Consider the following 18948-nt stretch of genomic DNA (forward strand, 5'->3'; position numbering starts at 1 on the left):
CTCGCCTCGGTCAAGGCAGCATGGCCTTGTAAGTGGTGTAGTAATGCACGGCGTATCCCGCGTAACCGGGCGAAGCCGCGTAATAAGCGTTCACCTTCGCCAACTCCGCGTTCATGAAGGCTTCGCCTTCCTGATAGAAGGTGACGTATTCCGGATCGCCGGGCACGTCGTATGTCTCCACGCCGAGCACCACCTTCTTGCCGAGAGTCCTGCCGTAGGCGATTTCGTTGGCGCCGTTCTGGATGATGCCGTCCACGCCTTCCGCGTAATCGCGATAGTCCATGAGCGTGACATAATCCATGGCGTCCAGGATATGTTTGTACAACTCCTTGGCTGTGCCGACGTAGGTGATCGTCACCGTCTCGTACCAGAACGGGATGTCGCCCGAGTAGGTCATCGGCGAACCGCCACTGCGCAGCAGCCCGACGGACTTGCGCGCCAGATCGACATAATCGGAGCCGAGTGACTGCTTGTTCGTTTCCCAGTCTGGCAGCGTATGCGGCTCGTTGTCGTGATGAATGCCGTCGAACCGCTCATTCGCCGCCGAAGCGTCGTTATAGCTCATCACCTGCCGGATGCGTTCGAGCGGGTAGCCATGATTCGCACTGCGCACCCAGTCGGATTGACCGTCGAGCGCTTCGACGCGGATGCCGTTCGCATGAGCGAGCGCGATCAACGCGCGATAGCGGTCCGGATAGGTGACCAGGGCGTTCCCCGTGTAGAGATACAGCAGATTGACGCCCTTCGTCAGGCTGAAGCTGATCATCTCGCCGCGCTTCGCGGCGGTGGCTGTATCCGCCAGATCCCATACCCACATTGCCTTCACGCCGTTGGGCAGGTCGTTCAATACGGACGACAAGGAGATATCGTCGGTATAGGCATACCCGCCGACGTTCGGATTCTTGTAGATATAAATCTGGATCTTCGCGGTGCCGGGAACGGTCGTGAAGGCGAGCGACTTCTTCGTGTAACTGCCTCCGTCGAAGCGGAGTTCGAACTTGCCGTTCGGCAGTTTCGCGCCGTTCGCGTCCATCAGATCGACGCCGATGATCGCGATTTCGTTGCCGTGGCTGACCGCTCCACTTCCGCTCAAGACGTAGTTTCCGTTCGGACCAACGCCTTCGACGATCTGGCCAGCGCCGCTTTCGCCGGGTCCCATCCGGGCGGCTTTCGCGCCGCCGCCTACCGGACTCGTGACGACGCTCACGCCTCCCCAGTTCGTCCATCCGCTCAGGTTCTGTTCGAAGCCGGGATTGACGGTGAGATTCGCTCCCGCCGCTCTCGTCTCCGTCGGCGTGAAGCCGACGATCCCTCCGACGAGAAAAACCAAGGTCATCATCGCTTCTGCGCGTTTGGACATGATTCGCTCACCTCATGGGCTGCATTGCCGAGACGTGTGCCGAAGACGGTGGTGTGGCCGTCCTGATGGAGCACGGCGTTGTAGGCAAGCGCCCCGCCCGGCGTCCCGAGTCTCAGGCGCCCGCGAAGCGCACCTGGGCCTTGCTCATGACGTACCCGACCGCCATCAGATGCCAGGCCACCTGATCGATGTGGGCGTACTGCTGCGGATCCTCGCGCAGGGCGGCGGTGGCCTGCTCCAGCGAAACCCCAAGGGCGGTGGCCTCGGCCTGGATGACCTCTTGCACCTTGGCCGGAGTGAGGGTGACGCCGTCGCGCGCGCAGATGGCGCTCAGCGCCAGGCCGATGCGCAGCCGCTGCCGGGCCGCGGCCCGGGTGGGCTCGTCACTCAGCCACGTCTGCAGCGACTCCTCCTGCTGCTTCACGGTGAACTTGAGGTCGGTCACGGCGCGGCCCTCGCTCGAGCCCCAGCGGCGGCGGACCTCCTCGTCGACGAGCGCCTCGGGGATGTCCACCTTCGTGCGGGCGGCCACCTCATCGAGCACCATCTCCTGCGCCCGGAGTTGCAGCAACCGCACGGTCACCTCCTCCAACTCCTTCAACACGGCACGCGTCGCCGCCTCCACCGTGTTCCCCCGACCAAAGGCCCTGAGGAACTCCGGGCTCGACGGATCCGGGTACTTCACCTCGCGCGCGGCCTGGAGCTGGACGGCGAAGCGCGCGAGCTGACCGCGCAGCGCCTCGACGGGGTAGTCCTCGCCCAGGGTGATGTTCACCAGCACGTTCTCCCCCGGCAGGTGCCCCACCAGCTCCTCGTACAGGCCAGGCAGCAGGGGGGAGGGCGCCAGCGGAATCCAGGCATCGGCGCGCACGCTGAAGGGAATGAGGCGGCCGTTCGAATACCCCACGATGTTGACCAGCACCTCATCGCCCCAGGCAATGGGCTCGGTGCGCGAACGCATGCGCTCGGTGGCGTACGCACGTGCCAGTTCCTGGAAGCGCTCCTGGATCTGCTGGGCGGTGATGGGCTCCGGGGCGGGCACGGTGACGGAGAGGCCCTCCAGGGAAGGCGCGGTCACCGGAGGCAGCTCCACCGAACCGCCCTTCTCGGCCTTTCGCGCCAGCGACATGGACATTGGAAACGCGAAGGGCTTCTTGGTGGGCAGAGCGGATTTCTGGTTCGGGTCCATGAAGGCTCTTTTCGAGGCGGGAGGCTACCGCTCAACCGCCGACGCGCGGACTGTGGCCATGGGACGAACCCCCGACCGAACCCGAGAACTTCTCCACGAGGGGAGCCGCCATGCTACTGATGGCGGCGGCGGTGGCTCCGGCCTGCGACAAGACGGGGATGTTGGTGGCGGCGGCGATGGAGCCCATGGCGGTGATGCCCGAGTTGAGCTTCTGACCCAGGGTCGCGTTGGGGCTCATGAAGGTCTTCGCGGCATTGGCGGCGTCCATGCCCGCCATGACGATGTTGAGGCCCGGAGCGAAACGCCCGGCCGCCTTCGCCAGGGCACCACTGCCGCCCTGGAGGAGACCCGCCAGCATGCTCGCGTTGCCGAGCAGCGCATGACCCGCCTCGAAGGCGGAGGAAGCCGAGTGAGCCAGATTCGTCGGATGTGAATGGGACGCGGCATGGGTCGCCCCGTGCTCCACCGCGCTGTGGTGTCCGTAGCCCGGGGTTTGGTGCGTCCCCTCGAAACCGTGCGACGCATGCGACGCATGCGTCGAACCGCCGCCCGTCAGGATCGAGGCGAGATGGTTCACGCTCCCCATCAGACTGGAGGCGAGATGGGTCCCTTGGACCGCCATATCGGCGAAGTTGGCCGCGTGGCTCAGGCCGTTCAGCGCGCTCGTGGCGAGCTGGTTCAGGTTCGCCAGAGTGCTGGGCTTCCCCGTGGAGGTGGCATGGGCCGTGGCAGGGGGCTTCCCCGTGGTCTCGGGAGGCTTCGCCGTGGGGGCGCCCTGGGCCGTGGTAGGCGGCTTCCCCGTGGTCTCAGGAGGCTTCCCTGTGGTCTCGGGAGGCTTCGCCGTAGGGGCGCCCTGGGCCGTGGTAGGCGGCTTCCCCGTGGTCTCAGGAGGCTTCGCCGTAGGGGCGCCCTGGGCCGTGGTAGGCGGCTTCGCCGTGGTCTCGGGAGGCTTCGTCGTGGTCTCGGGAGGCTTCGCCGTGGTCTCGGGAGGCTTCGCCGTGGGGGCGCCCTGGGCCGTGGTAGGCGGCTTCGCCGTGGTCTCGGGAGGCTTCGCCGTGGTCTCGGGAGGCTTCGTCGTGGTCTCGGGAGGCTTCGCCGTGGGGGCGCCCTGGGCCGTGGTAGGCGGCTTCGCCGTGGTCTCGGGAGGCTTCGCCGTGGTCTCGGGAGGCTTCGCCGTGGGGGCGCCCTGGGCCGTGGTAGGCGGCTTCGCCGTGGTCTCGGGAGGCTTCGCCGTGGTCTCGGGAGGCTTCGCCGTGGGGGCGCCCTGGGCCGTGGTAGGCGGCTTCGCCGTGGTCTCGGGAGGCTTCGCCGTGGGGGCGCCCTGGGCCGTGGTAGGCGGCTTCGCCGTGGTCTCGGGAGGCTTCACCGTGGAGGCGCCCTGGGCCGTGGCAGGGGGCTTATCCGCCTCCTGGGCCTGCGCGAGGGCATGCTGGAAGCTCCCATGAACGGTCGAGGGATGCACCGTTCCGCTCGTGCCTCCGGAGCCGCTCAGGGCCTGGGCCACTTGCGCCGAGTTGGTGGTGGGCTTTTCCATCGCACTATCCAGGCGGCTCGGCTTGCTTTGAGCGGCCTGGGTGCTTGCCACGGTCGGTTTCCCACTGGAAGCCGCCTGTGCCGCCGTGCCCGTGGGCTTCGTCGAGGCTCCTCCCGTCGGCTTCGTGGTCTCGGAGGTGCCCGGCTTGTTCGCCGTTGGCTTCGCGGACGCGGGGGTGGTCGGCTTCCCCGCCGTCGTCGTGGGCCTGGGCGGCAGCTGGGGGGGCCGAGAAGTGGGAGCACGAACGGGCATGGGAGCAACCTGAGGGCGAGAGCGATTTCGCTCGGATGACCAGGAAAATACGTCCTCCTGGTATCGGGAAACAAAGGATTAAGGATTATCGTGTCCCACCTCGGGAAGTTGCTGTCTCACATGCAAGGCTTTTGCCAACTCATGAGAAAACGAGGTGTCCCGCTTACCTGGCTGCACCGCGAGCGGATCGACCCGACCGGCGAAGTCTGGCTTTGGGACACCGCGACGGGAGCCTTGCTGTACCGCCAGTCCCTGGACATGCCCTTCACCTGGAGTGAGGACGCTGGGGGACGTCAGCGCGAGCGCCAGGCCAGCTCCTTGGCTGCCTCGATGAAGAGGCGCAGAGGCTGCGAGCGCTGGGCGCGGCTGGGGTAGTAGAGGAAGAAGCCAGGCACGGTGGGCGCGTAGTCCTCCAGCACCCGCACGAGGCGTCCGGAATGCAGATGCTCCTGGATGGCTGGCTCCAGGGTGTACGCCAGCCCCACCCCTTCGGCGGCGAGCGCCACGCCGGTCATCTCGTCGTTGGTGGCGACACCGCCGTGCACCGGGACGCGCCAGGTCCTGCTTCCGCGCTCCAGCTCCCAGGCATAGGGAGTCCCGGTCGTCTGTGAGCGCAGGACGATGCATTCGTGCCGGAGCAGGTCCTCGGGGCGCGCTGGGTGGCCGTGCTTCTCGAGGTAGGCCGGTGCACCCACCACCACGAAGCGGAAGGCGTCCGTCAGGCGCACCTGCACCATGTCGCGCTCGATGGTCTCGCTCAGGCGCACGCCGGCGTCGTAGCCCTCCGCGACGATGTCGACGAGGCGCTGTTCGACGACGACGTCCACCTCCACGCGGGGGTACCGCGCCCGGAATGCTGGCAGCACGGGCGCGATGAGGAGGGGCACCGCCGCTCGTGGCACGGACAGCTTCAGCCGTCCGACGGCCTCCCCGGGCTGGGCCGCGGCCCCGTGGAGGGCGGCAGCGGCTTGGGCAAGACCTGGACCGGCCTCCTCCACCAGCCGCCGCCCCGCGTCCGTCAGGGCCACGCTGCGCGAGGTGCGGTTGAGCAGGACCACGCTCAGCTGCTCCTCCAGCTGCCGCACCGACTGGCTCACGGCGGCCGTGGAGACGCCGAGCTCGCGCGCCGCCCCCCGGAAGCTCTGGAGACGCGCGACGGCAAGGAACACGTGGAGCTGCTGGAAGAGGACCGTCTTCATTGCGGTGATTCCTCCGAAGTGCCGGTCGGGAGTGCCGTGACGGCCCTGCGCACGAGTATGGCCACTTTCGGCAAATAGCCGGGCCACCATCAACCCCTGCTTAACGGCCCGTTCGCTCCTCGCCGTCTGGTGCCCGAAGGGCGCGCCGCGTAATCCTTTCACCGTGCCCTGCTGCTCCAGCGAGCACGACGCGCAGGGCACTTGCCCACCCCGCAAGGCTCTCGACACAACCTGAGAGAGAATCATGTCCATCCCACTCGCCGGCGCGCCCGTGGCGCCGGCCCCGCGCTCCGCGTCATGGGGCGCCGTATTCGCGCTCACCCTGTGCGTCTCGACGCTCGTCGCGTCCGAGTTCATGCCGGTGAGCCTCCTGACGCCCATCGCGTCGGACCTCCACCTGAGCGAAGGCCGCGCCGGCCAGGCGATTGCCGTGTCCGGCCTCTTCGCCGTGCTGACGAGCCTCTTCATCGCGTCCGCGGCCAGGTCCGTCGACCGCCGGAAGCTGCTCCTCGGCCTCACCGGCGTGATGCTGGCTTCGGGCCTCGTGACCGCCCTGGCGCCGAGCTTCACCGTGCTCATGCTGGGCCGTGCACTCATCGGCATCGTCATCGGCGGCTTCTGGTCGTTGTCGGCGGCCACCGTCATGCGGCTGGTCCCCGAGGGCGACGTGCCGCGTGCGCTCGCCGTGCTGAACGGTGGCAACGCGCTGGCCACCACCATCGCGGCGCCGCTCGGCAGCTTCCTGGGCCAGTACATCGGGTGGCGTGGTGCGTTCTTCGCGGTCGTTCCTCTCGCGGCCATCACCCTCGTGTGGCAGTTCTTCACCTTGCCCCCCATGCCCACGGAGCGCGCCGCTCCGCCTCCGAGCACGTTCGCCCTCCTTCGACGCCCCAAGGCGCTGTGGGGCATCCTGGCGGTCACGCTCTTCTTCATGGGCCAGTTCGCCCTCTTCACGTACCTGCGTCCCTTCCTGGAGACGGTCACGCGGGTCGGGGTGTCCACCCTCTCGCTGGTCCTGTTGGGGATGGGCACCGCGGGGCTCCTGGGCACGTATCTCATCGGGTTCCTCGTGGCCAGGCGGCTGTCCGCGGTGCTCATCGCCGCGCCGGTGGCCATGGCCGTCATCGCGGTCGCGCTCGTCGTCTTCGGCCGGTCCCTCGCGGCAACGGCCGTCCTCCTCGTGGGGTGGGGGCTCATCGGCACGGCGGCGCCGGTCGCGTGGTGGACGTGGCTCAGCCGCACGCTGCCGCGCGACGCGGAGGCTGGCGGCGGCCTCATGGTCGCGGCCATTCAGCTCGCCATCACGGTTGGCGCCTCGCTCGGGGGGCTGCTGTTCGACCGGAGCGGCTACCAGAGCACGTTCGTGGTGAGCGCCGCACTGCTCGGAGCAGCGGCCCTCCTGGCCATCCGGGCGTCGAGGGATGCCTGCGTTGGCGATGCCGAGGTCCACATGGCGTCGCTGAAGAGCGCCTCCTGGAGGAAGGCGTGAAGGCCCACCGTCAACGAGCGCTGAACGGCCCGTTCACGTTCGACGCGTAGCCCCCGGCGGAGCCGGGCGGTACCACTTGAACCTCACCCCCACAAGGATGAAGACGATGAAGAAAATGAAGCTGCCCCTCGCGACCCACCGACGTTCCTTGCTCGATGCACTTCTGCTCAGTTCATTCTCCGCACTGGTGGCCTGCGCATCGCCCTCGGCATCGGTGGCGAGTCCAACGCCGGGCCTCCCGCCTGGGGACACGACCCACGGTGCGGACAACTTCTACACGAGCGACAGGGTCACCGTTCAGAAGGTCGTCTTCAAGAACCAATACAAGATGAATGTCGTAGGGAACCTGTTCGTTCCCAAGGACCTGGATCGCGGCGCGAAGAATCCGGCGATCGTCGTCGGACATCCCATGGGGGCGGTCAAGGAGCAGAGCGCGAACCTGTACGCCACGAAGATGGCGGAGCAGGGATTCGTCACCCTGTCCTTGGACCTGTCTTTTTGGGGCGAGAGTGAAGGCCAACCCCGCAATGCGGTTGCGCCGGACATCTATGCCGAGGACTTCAACGCCGCGGTGGACTTCCTGCGCACCCAGCCGTTTGTCGACAGGGAGCGGATTGGCGCCCTCGGAATTTGCGGCAGCGGGAGCTTCGTCATCAGTGCGGCCAAGATCGATCCGCGCATCAAGGCCATCGCAACAGTCAGCATGTACGACATGGGCGCTGCCAACCGCAACGGGCTCAGGCATTCGGTGACCCTCGAGCAGAGAAAGAAGTTCATCGAGGAGGCAGCGCTGCAGCGCGATGTGGAGTTCGCGGGTGGTGAAACCAGATATACGAGCGGGACGCCCGAAGAATTGAGTGACCAGTCAACTGCGATTGATCGTGAGTTCTACGACTTCTACCGCACTTCGCGGGGTCATAGCCCGAATACCACGACGCATCCGACGCTCAGCAGCAACACCAGGTTCATGAACTTCTACCCGTTCACGGACATCGAGACGATCTCTCCTCGGCCGATGCTCTTCATCGCGGGCGAGAACGCTCATTCCAGAGAGTTCAGTGACGAGGCCTACCGGCTTGCCGGTGACCCCAAGGAACTGGTCATCGTGCCTGGCGCTGGTCACGTGGATCTCTACGATCGTGTCAACCTCATTCCCTTTGACAAGTTGACCACGTTCTTCCGGAACAATCTGAAGTGACCCAGGCATCGCCAGGGAAAGCACACGGAACAAGGAGAAGCCGCCCATGCGTGGAGTTGTAATGGCAGCCCCTGGCGACGTTCGCGCCGAGGAACGCGAGGACCCGAAGATCATCACGACCCGGAGCTGACACCCCATCTGGGTCGACTTCGCTACCCACTTTCGTCCTATAGCCGTAGTTCGATCCGCGCTCCTCGCGCTCGATACTGGAATAGGCAACTCCGCACCCTTCGCTCAAAAACCAGCCGGGCGCCCCACCTGCTCGCCCGGCCGGCTGTCCTTCGAGACTCACCTTCAGGGGCGCGTCCGCGCCGGGAGGCTCAGGCGCACCACTCAGCACCCGCGTCGTTGTGATACACGCGCTGGCCACTGGGACAGCAGTACACGGCCCTCGTGGAGGTGGGCGTCTGGACACAGGTATAGGAGCCGGAGACAGAGTAGCCACGGCAGTCCAGCCCGCTCCCGCACACCGGCAGGGCCTGCTGCGAGACGTCAGACGTTTCGCCTGCGGACATTTCGCCAGCGGGCACCGTCGCGTCCGTCTGCTCGTCGGCCTCCATGGAACCGCCGCAGCCCACCACCAGCGCCATGCCCGAGACCAGGAACAGCTTCGTCAACATGTTCTTCATTGTTGATATCCCCCATGTCCCTTTCCAGAACGGAAAGGTGGTGAAGTCCTACCAGGAGTGAACAGAGCAGTAATCCACGTCTTGGCCACAATTGTCGAACATGCAACATCCACGCGGGCCCGCAGGGGACCTTGCAGTGAGCGCGAGAGCAGCTCCTCACGCCCGTCGAGAAGCGCTAGCCGGTGGCCGTCACTCCGGGCCGTGGGCGTCGAGCGTGTTGAGGATGCGCCGCAACACCTCCCGCTCCGTCTCGGACAGCGGCAGGAGCGGGGCACGCAGTGCTCCCACCCGGGTGCCGCGCAGTTCCAGCCCCGCGGCGATGGTGCGGGGCAGGCCGCCCTTCACGATGAATTGCAGCAGTGGCAACTGTTTCTGGAAGACGCGCCGGGCCGCGCCGAGGTCACCCTTCTCCACCACCTCATGGAAGAGCCGCAGGTTGAGCTCCGGAATGAGAGCGGGTGCCGCCGTGCACCAGCCTCGCGCTCCGGCGGCGAAGGCGGCCAGGGCGAGCGGGTTGGAGCCGTTGTAGAAGGCCACGTCCTCGCCCGCCACCTGACGCAGCCGGTGCATGCGGCCCACGTCGCCGGTGCTCTCCTTCACCATGGTGACGTTGGGAATCTCCAGCAACCGCGCGAGGAACTCGGGCGTCATGTCCAGCCCACCCGTGGCCGGGTTGTTGTAGGCCATGATGGGAATGGAGATGGCGCTCGCCACCCGGTCGAAGTGCCGGAGGATTTCCTCCTCGGAGAGCTTCCAGTAGCTCATCGGGATGATCATCACCGCCGCCGCGCCCGCCTTCTCGGCGAAGCGCGCGTGGTGCACGGTGCGCTCGGTGGTGAGGCTCGAGACCCCCACCATGACGGGCACCCGGCCACGCACGGCCTTCAAGGTGGACTCGGTGACGGCCTCGCGCTCCCCATCATCCAGGTAGGGCAGGCTGCCCGTGCTGCCGAGCGGGGCGATGGCGTGTACACCAGAGGCCGCCATCTGCTCGGTGAGCAGCCGGAGGGTGTCGAGGTCCACGCCTCCCTCCGCCCGGAAGGGGGTGATGGTGTAGCCGATGATACCGCGCATGGGAACGTTGCGGCTCATGGTCATCCCTCCTCGTCGTTGCGCAGCAGGGACTGGCCCTTCTCACCCACTTCCTCGCGCAGCGCCACGCCGCCCATGTTCTGCAGCATGGGGGCGTTCTCGCAGGCGAGGTAGCGCGCGCGGCCCGTCGGGTGCGTGTTGACGTGGTTGTGCCACGCCCACACGGGGATGTAGACGGCGTCACCCTGCTTCCAGTGGATGCGCTTGCCCTGGATCTCGGAGTACCCCTCGCCCTCCAGCACGTAGAGGATGGTCTCGTAGGTGTGGCGGTGCTTGTTGGAGGACTGGCCGGGCTCCAGCCAACCAATCGTCATGCTGATGGCGTGCGAGGGCAGGTCCACGAAGAAGACGGGGTGCTTGCGCTCCTTCGAATAGCCCTCGTTGCGGCCGGCATCCTCGACATTCGGGTGGGCCAGCCGCTCCGGCATGACGACGCGCGGGCGGGGCGGTGTCTTGTCGAAGTCGGCGGACTCGTACTTCTTCTTCGTTTCAGCGGTCTGGTTCATGGCGTCTCCCAAGGGCCCGCCGCGGTTGTGTCCGGAGGAGTTCCTCTCCGGGGGGCGGGCACGGGCAATACATAAGAAAACGACCGGCACCCCAGAAAGTGCCGGTTCGTCGAAGTAGACTGGGCCGGTGCTCCGCTCCTGGAAGATGAACCTCGAGGTCGACCCGGCGTCCAACGTCCCCCTCTTCGTGCAGCTCTCGCGCGCCATCGTGCGCGACGTCGAGCGAGGGCGCCTGTCGCCAGGGGACGCGCTGCCGGGGACGCGCGCCATGGCGCAGCGGCTCGGCATCCACCGCAACACCGTGGATGCGGCGTACCGCGAGCTCATCCAGCAGGGGTGGGCCGCAGCGGAGCCCTCGCGCGGCACCTTCATCTCCACCACCCTGCCGGTGAAGACGCCCAAGGGGTTTGGCAGCTCACCGAGGCAGCGGATGCCGCAGCAGCCCGCCTTCCCACTCGAGACGCCACGGGGCGTACGAGAGGACGTGGCGGCATCCGCCGCGCGGGGAGTGCTGATCTTCAATGACGGAACCCCGGACGTGCGACTCGCCCCCTCCCTGGCCCTGGCACGCGCCTTCCGCCGGGTGCTCACGGGACGCGCCCGGACGACGCTCGGGGCGGGGGATGCGCGCGGCGAGCCACTCCTGCGCGGCTCTCTGGCCCGCATGCTGAGTGAGACGCGCGGCCTCGCCGCGGGCGAGGACGATGTGCTCGTCACCCGGGGCAGCCAGATGGCCCTCTTCCTCGTGGCCCAGGCCCTGGTGCGCCCCGGGGACGTCATCGCCGTGGAAGCGCTCGGCTATCGGCCAGCCTGGGACGCACTGAGGCTCGCCGGCGCCCGGCTGGTGGGGCTCCCGGTGGATGGCGAGGGCTTGCGCGTGGATGCCCTGCGGACGCTGCTCGCCCAGGGGCCCGTGCGGGCCGTCTTCGTCACCCCGCACCACCAGTACCCCACCACCGTCACGCTCACCGTCGCGCGCCGGCTGGAGCTGCTGCGCCTGGCCGCGGAGTCCGGGGTGGCCGTCGTCGAGGACGATTACGACCACGAGTTCCACTACGAGGGCCGCCCCGTGCTTCCCCTGGCGAGTGCGGACCGCTCGGGGAGCGTCGTCTACGTGGGCTCGCTCTCCAAGATCATGGCTCCGGGGTTGCGCCTCGGCTACGTCGTCGCGCCCGCGCCCGTGGTGCGGCAACTGGCCGCCCTGCGCGCGGTGGTGGACCGCCAGGGAGATGCCCCTCTCGAGCGCGCCGTGGCCGAGTTGCTGGAGGAGGGGGAGTTGCAACGCCATGCCCGGCGCGCACGCCGCGAGTACCTGGCGCGCCGGGACGCGCTCGCGGAGGCCCTGCACGGAGCCCTGGAGGATCACGTGGACTTCGAGGTGCCGGCTGGCGGGCTGGCCCTGTGGGTGCGCATCCGGGAGGGGCGCGAAGCGGGCGGGTGGGCCGAGCGGGCGCGTGCGGAGGGAGTGCACGTGACGGCCGGCCATTCCTTCGCGCTGGAGGGACAAGGGCCGGAGGCGTTCCGCCTGGGCTTCGCCTCGCTCAACCCCACGGAGCTGCGCGAGGCGGTGCGCCGGCTCGCACGCGCCCGCTGAGGGCCTCGTGGTGTTGGCGACTCCCACGACGCGCTTTCTCACGGTATGAGACAGGCTCCTGACCCGTGGCCACGCAGGCCGGGCAGGTTTTTCGATTGAGAAATCAAAAGTCATTCCACGGCGATGGATGTGACGGAAAGTGGACCAGTTCTTTTTTGATTTGCCTTTGGGGGCCGTTTGGGTGCATGCTCGTGGCCCTCTGACTGAACGAACCATGACGAACGCCCTCTCCACCCTCGAGCTGACCCTCCGCCCGGCGACGAACCGTGGCGTGCGTTCGCTCGTCGTGGAGGTGCTCGTAGTCGTCCTGGTAGCCGTGCTGCTGCTTGCGCTGCTTCTTGCGCAGGGGGCCGGGCCACCGTTCTGACACTGGAGAGCATCCAGGCCTGAACGAGAAGCCCCGCCCCCGGAAACGGAGGCGGGGCTTCTCGTTTTTCGGCGTCCTCAACCCTCGTGGTTCGCAGTGGAGACGCAATGACGACAGCTGGCACAAGCCCCAAGAGAGAGCAGGCGCCCACGGGGCAAGGTGATTCCCCGGGCGACTCCGCTCCGGAATACGCCAGGAGCACGGCCAAGAAAACCGGAGCCGAAATCGTCTGGGATGTCCTCGCCAGCGAGGGAGTCGACGTCGTCTTTGGCTATCCAGGCGGGGCCATCATGCCCATCTACAATGCCTTGCATCAGCGCCCCATCCGCCACGTTCTCGTGCGCCATGAGCAGGGGGCGGCCCACATGGCGGATGGCTATGCACGCGCCTCGGGAAAGGTCGGGGTGTGTCTGGCCACCTCGGGTCCCGGGGCCACCAATCTGGTGACGGGAATCGCCACCGCGATGCTGGATTCCACCCCCCTCGTCTGTATCACCGGACAGGTCTCCTCCACGCTGTTGGGCAGTGACGCCTTCCAGGAGCTCGACATCACGGGCGTCACCCTCCCCATCACCAAGCACAACTATCTGGTGACACGAGCCGAGGACATCGCGCCCACCCTCCGGGAAGCCTTCTTCATCGCGCGCTCGGGCCGTCCCGGGCCCGTGCTCGTGGACATCACCAAGGATGCGCAGCAGGCCACCGCCTCCATCGAGTCCCGGCCCCGGCCCGTGCGGCTGCCCGGCCATCGCCCCGCGCACCACCCATCAGCGGAGGACCTGACTCGCGCCGCCGAGCTCATCGCCGCGGCCGAGCGGCCGCTCATCTTCGCCGGTCACGGCATCATCAAGGCCGAGGCCTCGGCGCAGCTGATGGAGCTGGTGGAGAAGACGGGCATTCCGGTGGCCAGCACGCTGCTCGGCCTGGGCGGCTTTCCGGCGATGCACCCGCTCAGCCTCGGGATGATGGGCATGCACGGAGAGGCCTGGGTCAACACCGCCATCCAGGAGTCCGATCTCCTCATTGCCCTGGGCATGCGCTTCGACGACCGGGTGACCGGCAACCTGAAGACGTATGCGCGCAAGGCGCGGAAGATCCACGTCGAGATCGACCCCTCCGAGCTCAACAAGAACGTCCAGGTGGACGTCGCGCTGGCGGGGGAGTTGCGCCGGACGCTCACGGACCTGATTCCCCGCGTCGCGCAGCGCACCTGCACCCCCTGGGTACAGCACATCCAGTCCCTCAAGAGCAGCTCGGCGGCGCGAGACATCCAGTACATGCCGCACAACGGCAGGCTCCACGCGGCGCACGTCATCCATGACCTGTGGTGGCTGACCCGGGGCAAGGCCCTCATGGTCACCGACGTGGGTCAGCATCAGATGTGGGAGGCCCAGTACTACCGGCATGAGCGCCCGCGGCAACTCATCACCTCCGGGGGACTGGGGACCATGGGCTTCGCCCTGCCCGCCGCGATGGGCGCACACCTCGCCCAGCCAGGCGAGGAGGTCTGGGTGGTGGTGGGCGACGGGGGCTTCCAGATGTCGGCGGCCGAGCTGTCGACCTGTGCCCAGGAAGGCATCAAGCTCCACGTGGCCATCATCAACAATGGCTATCTCGGCATGGTGCGGCAGTTGCAGCAGTTCTTCTATGAGAACCGCTACACCGCCACCCCCTTGCTGAACCCGGACTTCGTGAAGCTCGCCGAGGCGCACGGATTGAACGGCCTGCGCGTTACCCGGCGGGAGCAGATTCCGGAGGCGGTGGCCCAGGCGCGCGCCAGTGCATGCACCACCGTCATCGACTTCAGGGTGGAGCAGGAGGACAGCGTCTACCCCATGGTTCCCTCGGGCGCGGACCTCGACGAGATGATCCGCCGTCCCCAGGACGACAGCGAGGTCTGCGCGATCTCTCCGTGGAACAGCGGGGCCGTCTGAGGAGCCAATGCCATGAGCCCATCCCATCAACGGACCTTCATCGTTCACGTCGAGGATCGCCCTGGCGTCCTCAACCGTGTCATCTCGCTCTTCAGGCGCCGCGCCTACAACATCGACTCGCTCACGGTGGCACGCACCGAGCGCCCCGCCATCTCGCGCATCACCCTGGTGGTGGTGGTGGATGAGCGCGAGGCGCGTCTGCTCGAAGCCAATCTCTACAAGCTCATCAACGTCCTCTACGTGGAGGACGTCACGCACCAGGGCCCGCTGGTTCGCGAGCTGGCCCTCCTCAAGGTGAAAGCCACCGAGGAGACCCGCTCGCAGCTCCTCCAGGTCTGCGACGTGTTCCGCGCGCGCGCCATCGACGTGACGCCCTCGGCGCTGGTGGTGGAGCTCACCGGAACGCCGGACAAGATCGACGGGCTCATCGAGGTGCTACGCCCCGCCGGAATCATCGAGCTGGTGCGCACCGGCGCCGTCGCGATGGAGCGGGGCGCCCGCTCTCCCCTCGCGGGCGTGCTGGATGCGGCGCCCCCGGAGCAGGCGGCCTAGGCGAACCCTGTCATTGGCAACTCAGTAGCTCCCTCCGCTCTCGAGGCGTGAGGAAGAACCCCTCGTATTACCCAAAGAGGCAGCACGCATGGATTGCAAGTACATCTGGACGAACGGGAAGCTGGTGGCCGCCGCCGAGGCGCAGATGAATTTCCTCACGCCCGCCACGCACTACGGCATGGCGGTGTTCGAGGGCATCCGCTGCTACCGGACGGCGAAGGGGCCCGCGATCTTCCGTCTTCGCGAGCACATCGAGCGGCTCCACAGGTCCGCGACGATCCTCGGCTGGCGCGAGCTGCCCTTCAGCGTGGGACAGCTCATCGAGGCCTGCCAGGAGACGGTCCGGGCCAATGGCCATGAGGAATGCTACATCCGCCCGCTCCTCTACCTCGGTGGCGGTGGGTGGAACCTCAACATCGACAACGGCCAGGCGCACGTGGGCATCGCCGTGTGGTCCTGGAACGCCTACCTCGGTGCGGAGGCCGCTGAGAAGGGCGTGCGCGCCAACGTCTCCTCGTTCACCCGGCACCACCCCAACGTGGTGATGACCAAGTCGAAGGTCGCGGGGAACTACCCCAACTCGGTGCTCGCCAAGACGGAGTCGGTCCGCCTGGGGTTCGACGAGGCGATCATGCTGGACACGCAGGGCATGGTGGCCGAGTGCACCGGCGAGAACATCTTCATCGTCCGGGGCAACCGGGTGATGACGCCGCCCGAGGGGCAGATCCTCGAGGGCATCACCCGGGACACGGTGATGATCCTGGCTCGGGAGATGGGCCTGGAGGTCAGCGCCCAGCCCATCTCTCGCGATCAGCTCTACACGGCCGACGAGGTCTTCGTCACCGGAACGGCCGCCGAGGTCATCGGCCTGCGGGAGATCGACTTCCGCACCATCGGAAACGGCCGCACCGGCCCCACCACCCAGAAGATTCAACAGGCCTATCACGCGGCCGTCCGTGGCGAGCTGCCCCGCGCCGCGGAGTGGTTGACCTACGTACCCGGCAAGTAGTGGTCCCCAGAACAGGAGAAGAGGCGAACGGATGAGTACGGAGAGCACGAAGGAGCGCGTCATCATCTTCGACACCACCCTGCGCGACGGCGAGCAGTCGCCCGGCGCCAGCATGAACGTGGCGCAGAAGCTACAGGTGGCACTCGCGCTTCGGGACCTCGGCGTGGACATCATCGAGCTTGGATTTCCGGTCGCTTCGCAAGGGGACTTCGAGGCCGTCTCCACCGTGGCCGGGCGGGTCGAGGGCCCCACGCTGTGCGCCCTGGCCCGTGCCAACCGGGAGGACATCGACCGCACGTGGGAAGCCCTTCGCGAGGCCGAGCGCCGGCGCCTCCACGTCTTCCTCGCCACCAGTCCGCTCCACCGCGAGTTCAAGCTGAAGATGAACCAGGAGGAGGTCCTCCGGCGCGCCGTGGAGTCCGTGCGTTACGCGCGCGAGCGCTTCGAGGACGTGCAGTTCTCCGCCGAGGACGCGGGGCGCACCGAGCCCGAGTTCCTCGCCGAGGTGGTGGAGCGCGTCATCGAGGCCGGAGCCACCACGATCAACATTCCGGACACGGTGGGCTACACGATGCCCGCCCAGTTCTCCTCCCTCATCGCGTACCTGCGGCGCCACGTGCGCGGCATCGAGCGCGTCGTGCTGAGCGTCCACTGCCACAACGACCTCGGGCTGGCGGTGGCCAACAGTCTGGCCGCGGTGGTGGAAGGCGCGCGGCAGGTGGAGTGCACCATCAATGGCATCGGCGAGCGGGCGGGCAACTGTGCCCTGGAGGAAGTGGTGATGGCCCTGCGCACGCGCCATGACTTCTTCGGGGTGCGGACCGCCATCCGCACCGAGCGCCTCTACCCCACCAGCCGGTTGCTCTCCAACGTCACGGGCCTGCAGGTCCAGCGCAACAAGGCGGTGGTGGGACAGAACGCCTTCGCCCACGAGGCGGGCATCCATCAGCACGGAGTGCTGATGCACCGGGGCACCTACGAGATCATGCGTGCCGAGGACGTGGGCTTCACCGGCAACAGCCTCGTGCTGGGCAAGCACAGCGGCCGCCACGTGCTGCGCCAGCGGGTAAAGGAGCTCGGCTACCAGCTCGACGGCCCGCAGATCGACAAGCTGTTCGAGGAGTTCAAGCAGTTGGCGGACCACAAGAAGGAGGTCTTCGACGCGGACCTGGAGGCACTCGTCCAGGGGTTCATCGGCCCTCGGGAGCAGCCGGCCTGGAAGCTGGAGACGCTCAGCTGTGTCTCCGGAGTGGGAACCGTTCCCTCGGCCACCGTCTGCCTCGAGCACTCCGATGGGCGCCGGGTCCGCGATGCCGCGTGCGGCGATGGGCCCGTGGACGCCGTCTTCAAGGCCGTCGAGCGCATCACCGGCCAGCAGGTCCGCCTGTGCCGCTACCAGGTGACGAGCGTCACCGACGGCGAGGATGCCCAGGGGCATGTCGACCTGGAGGTGGAATCAGGTACCCGCCGCTTCCGCGGCCGGGCCGTGAGCACCGACATCATCGTCGCGAGCGCCCGGGCCCTGCTCGAGGCCCTCAACCGGGCGGCCAACACCGCGACCCCCCTCCCCGTTTCCAGCCACGACGTCCCCTCCATGGAAGTGAGCGCGTGACATGAACCCTCCTGGACCCCGAAACCTGTTCCAGAAGATCTGGGAGTCCCACCTCGTCCAGCCGGAGACGGCCGAGACCCCCGCGATCCTCTACGTGGATCTCCACCTGGTGCACGAGGTGACCTCCCCCCAGGCCTTCAGCCTGCTGCGCGAGCGGGGTCTGCGCGTGCGGCGGCCCGAGCGGACCGTCGCCACCATGGATCACTCCACCCCGACCCTCCCGCGGGATGCACGAGGGCGCTTCCCCGTGGCGGACGCGGAGGCGGCGGCGCAGCTCTCCCAGCTCGAGGACAATTGCCGCGAGTTCGGCGTGGAGTTGCACGCGCTGGGCACCGAGCGGCAGGGCATCGTCCACGTCATCGGGCCCGAGCTTGGCCTGACGCTGCCCGGCTCCACCATCGTGTGTGGCGACAGCCACACCAGCACGCACGGGGCCTTCGGCGCGCTGGCCTTCGGCATCGGCACCAGCGAGGTGGGGCATGTCCTGGCCACCCAGTGCCTGCTGCAGCGCCGGCCGAAGACGATGGAGGTTCGCGTGGAGGGCCGCCTCCGCCCTGGCGTGAGCGCCAAGGACATCATCCTGGGCATCATCTCCAAGGTCGGGGTGGGAGGTGGCACGGGACACGTCATCGAGTACACGGGAAGCGCCATCCGCAGCCTCTCCATGGAGGAGCGGATGACGGTGTGCAACATGTCCATCGAGGCCGGCGCGCGCGCGGGTCTCATCGCCCCGGACGACACCACCTTCGAGTACCTCGCCCGCCGCCCGCGCGCTCCCCGGGGAGAGGCTTGGGACAGGGCAGTGGCTCACTGGCGCACGCTCCCGTCGGACCCTGGCGCCACCCATGACGCGGCGGTGACGCTGGATGCCGACGCGCTCGAGCCGATGCTCACGTACGGGACCCACCCCGGCATGGGTATTCCCGTCACCGGTACCGTGCCCGCTCCCCACCAACTGACGGATGCGAGCGCCCGCGACTCGCTGGAGCGCGCGCTGCGCTACATGGGGCTGACGCCGGGACAACGCCTGATCGGCCAGCCCATCGACGTGGTGTTCATCGGCAGTTGCACCAACTCGCGGCTGTCGGACCTGCGTGCCGCGGCCCATGTCCTGCGTGGGCGCAAGGTGGACTCCCGCGTGCGCACGCTCGTGGTGCCCGGCTCCCAGGAGATCAAACGGGCGGCGGAATCCGAGGGGCTGCACGACATCTTCCGCGACGCGGGCGCGGAATGGCGGGAGCCCGGCTGCTCGATGTGCATCGCCATGAACGGGGATCAGGCCAGGCCCGGTCAGTACGTGGTGAGCACCAGCAATCGCAACTTCGAGGGGCGGCAGGGCAAGGGAAGCCGGACCTTCCTGGCCAGTCCCCTGACCGCCGCCGCCGCCGCCGTCACCGGCCAGGTCACCGATCCCCGCGAACTCTTGAGGTGA

17 protein-coding genes are annotated in these 18948 nt (G+C 67.6%); 10 read left to right on the forward strand and 7 right to left on the reverse strand.

All coding sequences use genetic code 11. The features are described 5' to 3' along the window. Positions 1 to 10: 10 nt before the first annotated feature. The 3 genes from CYFUS_RS33865 to CYFUS_RS51925 form a co-directional block, all read right to left on the reverse strand. Positions 11 to 1360: a carbohydrate-binding protein gene (locus CYFUS_RS33865; protein ID WP_157758812.1), complete on the reverse strand. Its 1350-nt coding sequence runs from the start codon at positions 1358 to 1360 to the stop codon at positions 11 to 13. Between the two features lie 112 nt (positions 1361 to 1472). Further along, complete coding sequence (locus CYFUS_RS33870; RefSeq protein ID WP_095988988.1) at positions 1473 to 2549, reverse strand: peptidylprolyl isomerase; 1077 nt, start codon at positions 2547 to 2549, stop codon at positions 1473 to 1475. A gap of 31 nt (positions 2550 to 2580) precedes the next feature. Next, entirely contained in the window at positions 2581 to 4083 is a 1503-nt protein-coding gene (locus CYFUS_RS51925) for a hypothetical protein (RefSeq protein ID WP_198316235.1), read from the reverse strand. Between the two features lie 40 nt (positions 4084 to 4123). Between CYFUS_RS51925 and CYFUS_RS33880 the strand changes: the two genes are divergently transcribed. Further along, positions 4124 to 4348, forward strand: coding sequence for a hypothetical protein (locus CYFUS_RS33880; protein ID WP_157758813.1), 225 nt, complete (start codon positions 4124 to 4126; stop codon positions 4346 to 4348). A 280-nt stretch (positions 4349 to 4628) separates the two neighbouring features. Here CYFUS_RS33880 and CYFUS_RS33885 read toward each other — a convergent pair whose 3' ends face one another. Beyond that, on the reverse strand, positions 4629 to 5534 hold the full coding sequence (locus CYFUS_RS33885) for a LysR family transcriptional regulator (protein WP_095988990.1): 906 nt from the start codon (positions 5532 to 5534) through the stop codon (positions 4629 to 4631). A gap of 244 nt (positions 5535 to 5778) precedes the next feature. Here CYFUS_RS33885 and CYFUS_RS33890 point away from each other — a divergent pair, with 244 nt between their 5' ends. Then, positions 5779 to 7023, forward strand: a complete 1245-nt coding sequence (locus CYFUS_RS33890) for an MFS transporter (RefSeq protein ID WP_095988991.1) — start codon at positions 5779 to 5781, stop codon at positions 7021 to 7023. 106 nt (positions 7024 to 7129) lie between these two features. Further along, positions 7130 to 8221 carry an alpha/beta hydrolase gene (locus CYFUS_RS33895; RefSeq protein ID WP_095992394.1) on the forward strand — a complete coding sequence of 364 codons (1092 nt, stop codon included), beginning with the start codon at positions 7130 to 7132 and terminating at the stop codon, positions 8219 to 8221. 320 nt (positions 8222 to 8541) lie between these two features. Here the strand turns inward: CYFUS_RS33895 and CYFUS_RS33900 are convergent, their stop codons facing one another. The 3 genes from CYFUS_RS33900 to CYFUS_RS33910 form a co-directional block, all read right to left on the reverse strand. After that, complete coding sequence (locus tag CYFUS_RS33900) at positions 8542 to 8850, reverse strand: hypothetical protein (protein ID WP_095988992.1); 309 nt, start codon at positions 8848 to 8850, stop codon at positions 8542 to 8544. Between the two features lie 189 nt (positions 8851 to 9039). Continuing rightward, on the reverse strand, positions 9040 to 9942 hold the full coding sequence (locus CYFUS_RS33905) for a dihydrodipicolinate synthase family protein (protein WP_095988993.1): 903 nt from the start codon (positions 9940 to 9942) through the stop codon (positions 9040 to 9042). Between the two features lie 2 nt (positions 9943 to 9944). After that, positions 9945 to 10448, reverse strand: a complete 504-nt coding sequence (locus CYFUS_RS33910) for a cupin domain-containing protein (RefSeq protein WP_095988994.1) — start codon at positions 10446 to 10448, stop codon at positions 9945 to 9947. Between the two features lie 127 nt (positions 10449 to 10575). Here CYFUS_RS33910 and CYFUS_RS33915 point away from each other — a divergent pair, with 127 nt between their 5' ends. The 7 genes from CYFUS_RS33915 to leuC all read left to right on the forward strand — a co-directional run bounded on the left by CYFUS_RS33915 (position 10576) and on the right by leuC (position 18948). Beyond that, positions 10576 to 12042, forward strand: a complete 1467-nt coding sequence (locus tag CYFUS_RS33915) for a PLP-dependent aminotransferase family protein (protein ID WP_095988995.1) — start codon at positions 10576 to 10578, stop codon at positions 12040 to 12042. A 214-nt stretch (positions 12043 to 12256) separates the two neighbouring features. Next, the gene (locus CYFUS_RS51120; protein WP_155893167.1) at positions 12257 to 12409 is read left to right on the forward strand and encodes a hypothetical protein; all 153 of its coding nucleotides are present in this window, start codon (positions 12257 to 12259) and stop codon (positions 12407 to 12409) included. Positions 12410 to 12516: 107 nt separating this feature from the next. Continuing rightward, positions 12517 to 14343, forward strand: a complete 1827-nt coding sequence (ilvB, locus tag CYFUS_RS33920) for a biosynthetic-type acetolactate synthase large subunit (RefSeq protein WP_095988996.1) — start codon at positions 12517 to 12519, stop codon at positions 14341 to 14343. Positions 14344 to 14355: 12 nt separating this feature from the next. Then, entirely contained in the window at positions 14356 to 14895 is a 540-nt protein-coding gene (gene ilvN, locus CYFUS_RS33925) for an acetolactate synthase small subunit (RefSeq protein ID WP_095988997.1), read from the forward strand. A gap of 88 nt (positions 14896 to 14983) precedes the next feature. Next, entirely contained in the window at positions 14984 to 15904 is a 921-nt protein-coding gene (locus tag CYFUS_RS33930; RefSeq protein ID WP_095988998.1) for a branched-chain amino acid transaminase, read from the forward strand. A 31-nt stretch (positions 15905 to 15935) separates the two neighbouring features. After that, positions 15936 to 17516, forward strand: a complete 1581-nt coding sequence (locus tag CYFUS_RS33935; protein WP_095988999.1) for a 2-isopropylmalate synthase — start codon at positions 15936 to 15938, stop codon at positions 17514 to 17516. A gap of 1 nt (position 17517) precedes the next feature. Continuing rightward, positions 17518 to 18948: a 3-isopropylmalate dehydratase large subunit gene (leuC, locus tag CYFUS_RS33940; protein WP_095989000.1), complete on the forward strand. Its 1431-nt coding sequence runs from the start codon at positions 17518 to 17520 to the stop codon at positions 18946 to 18948.

This window comes from Cystobacter fuscus, assembly GCF_002305875.1.
In the GTDB taxonomy this organism is placed as follows: Bacteria; Myxococcota; Myxococcia; order Myxococcales; family Myxococcaceae; genus Cystobacter; species Cystobacter fuscus_A.

Coding starts and splice junctions, on each gene's coding strand:
- ilvN (WP_095988997.1), top strand. CDS start 14,356: ATGAGCCCATCCCATCAACGGACCTTCATCGTTCACGTCGAGGATCGC.
- CYFUS_RS33900 (WP_095988992.1), bottom strand. CDS start 8,850: ATGAAGAACATGTTGACGAAGCTGTTCCTGGTCTCGGGCATGGCGCTG.
- CYFUS_RS33890 (WP_095988991.1), top strand. CDS start 5,779: ATGTCCATCCCACTCGCCGGCGCGCCCGTGGCGCCGGCCCCGCGCTCC.
- CYFUS_RS33930 (WP_095988998.1), top strand. CDS start 14,984: ATGGATTGCAAGTACATCTGGACGAACGGGAAGCTGGTGGCCGCCGCC.
- CYFUS_RS33885 (WP_095988990.1), bottom strand. CDS start 5,534: ATGAAGACGGTCCTCTTCCAGCAGCTCCACGTGTTCCTTGCCGTCGCG.
- CYFUS_RS33865 (WP_157758812.1), bottom strand. CDS start 1,360: ATGTCCAAACGCGCAGAAGCGATGATGACCTTGGTTTTTCTCGTCGGA.
- CYFUS_RS51925 (WP_198316235.1), bottom strand. CDS start 4,083: ATGGAAAAGCCCACCACCAACTCGGCGCAAGTGGCCCAGGCCCTGAGC.
- ilvB (WP_095988996.1), top strand. CDS start 12,517: ATGACGACAGCTGGCACAAGCCCCAAGAGAGAGCAGGCGCCCACGGGG.
- CYFUS_RS33905 (WP_095988993.1), bottom strand. CDS start 9,942: ATGAGCCGCAACGTTCCCATGCGCGGTATCATCGGCTACACCATCACC.
- CYFUS_RS51120 (WP_155893167.1), top strand. CDS start 12,257: ATGACGAACGCCCTCTCCACCCTCGAGCTGACCCTCCGCCCGGCGACG.
- CYFUS_RS33895 (WP_095992394.1), top strand. CDS start 7,130: ATGAAGAAAATGAAGCTGCCCCTCGCGACCCACCGACGTTCCTTGCTC.
- CYFUS_RS33870 (WP_095988988.1), bottom strand. CDS start 2,549: ATGGACCCGAACCAGAAATCCGCTCTGCCCACCAAGAAGCCCTTCGCG.
- CYFUS_RS33935 (WP_095988999.1), top strand. CDS start 15,936: ATGAGTACGGAGAGCACGAAGGAGCGCGTCATCATCTTCGACACCACC.
- leuC (WP_095989000.1), top strand. CDS start 17,518: ATGAACCCTCCTGGACCCCGAAACCTGTTCCAGAAGATCTGGGAGTCC.
- CYFUS_RS33910 (WP_095988994.1), bottom strand. CDS start 10,448: ATGAACCAGACCGCTGAAACGAAGAAGAAGTACGAGTCCGCCGACTTC.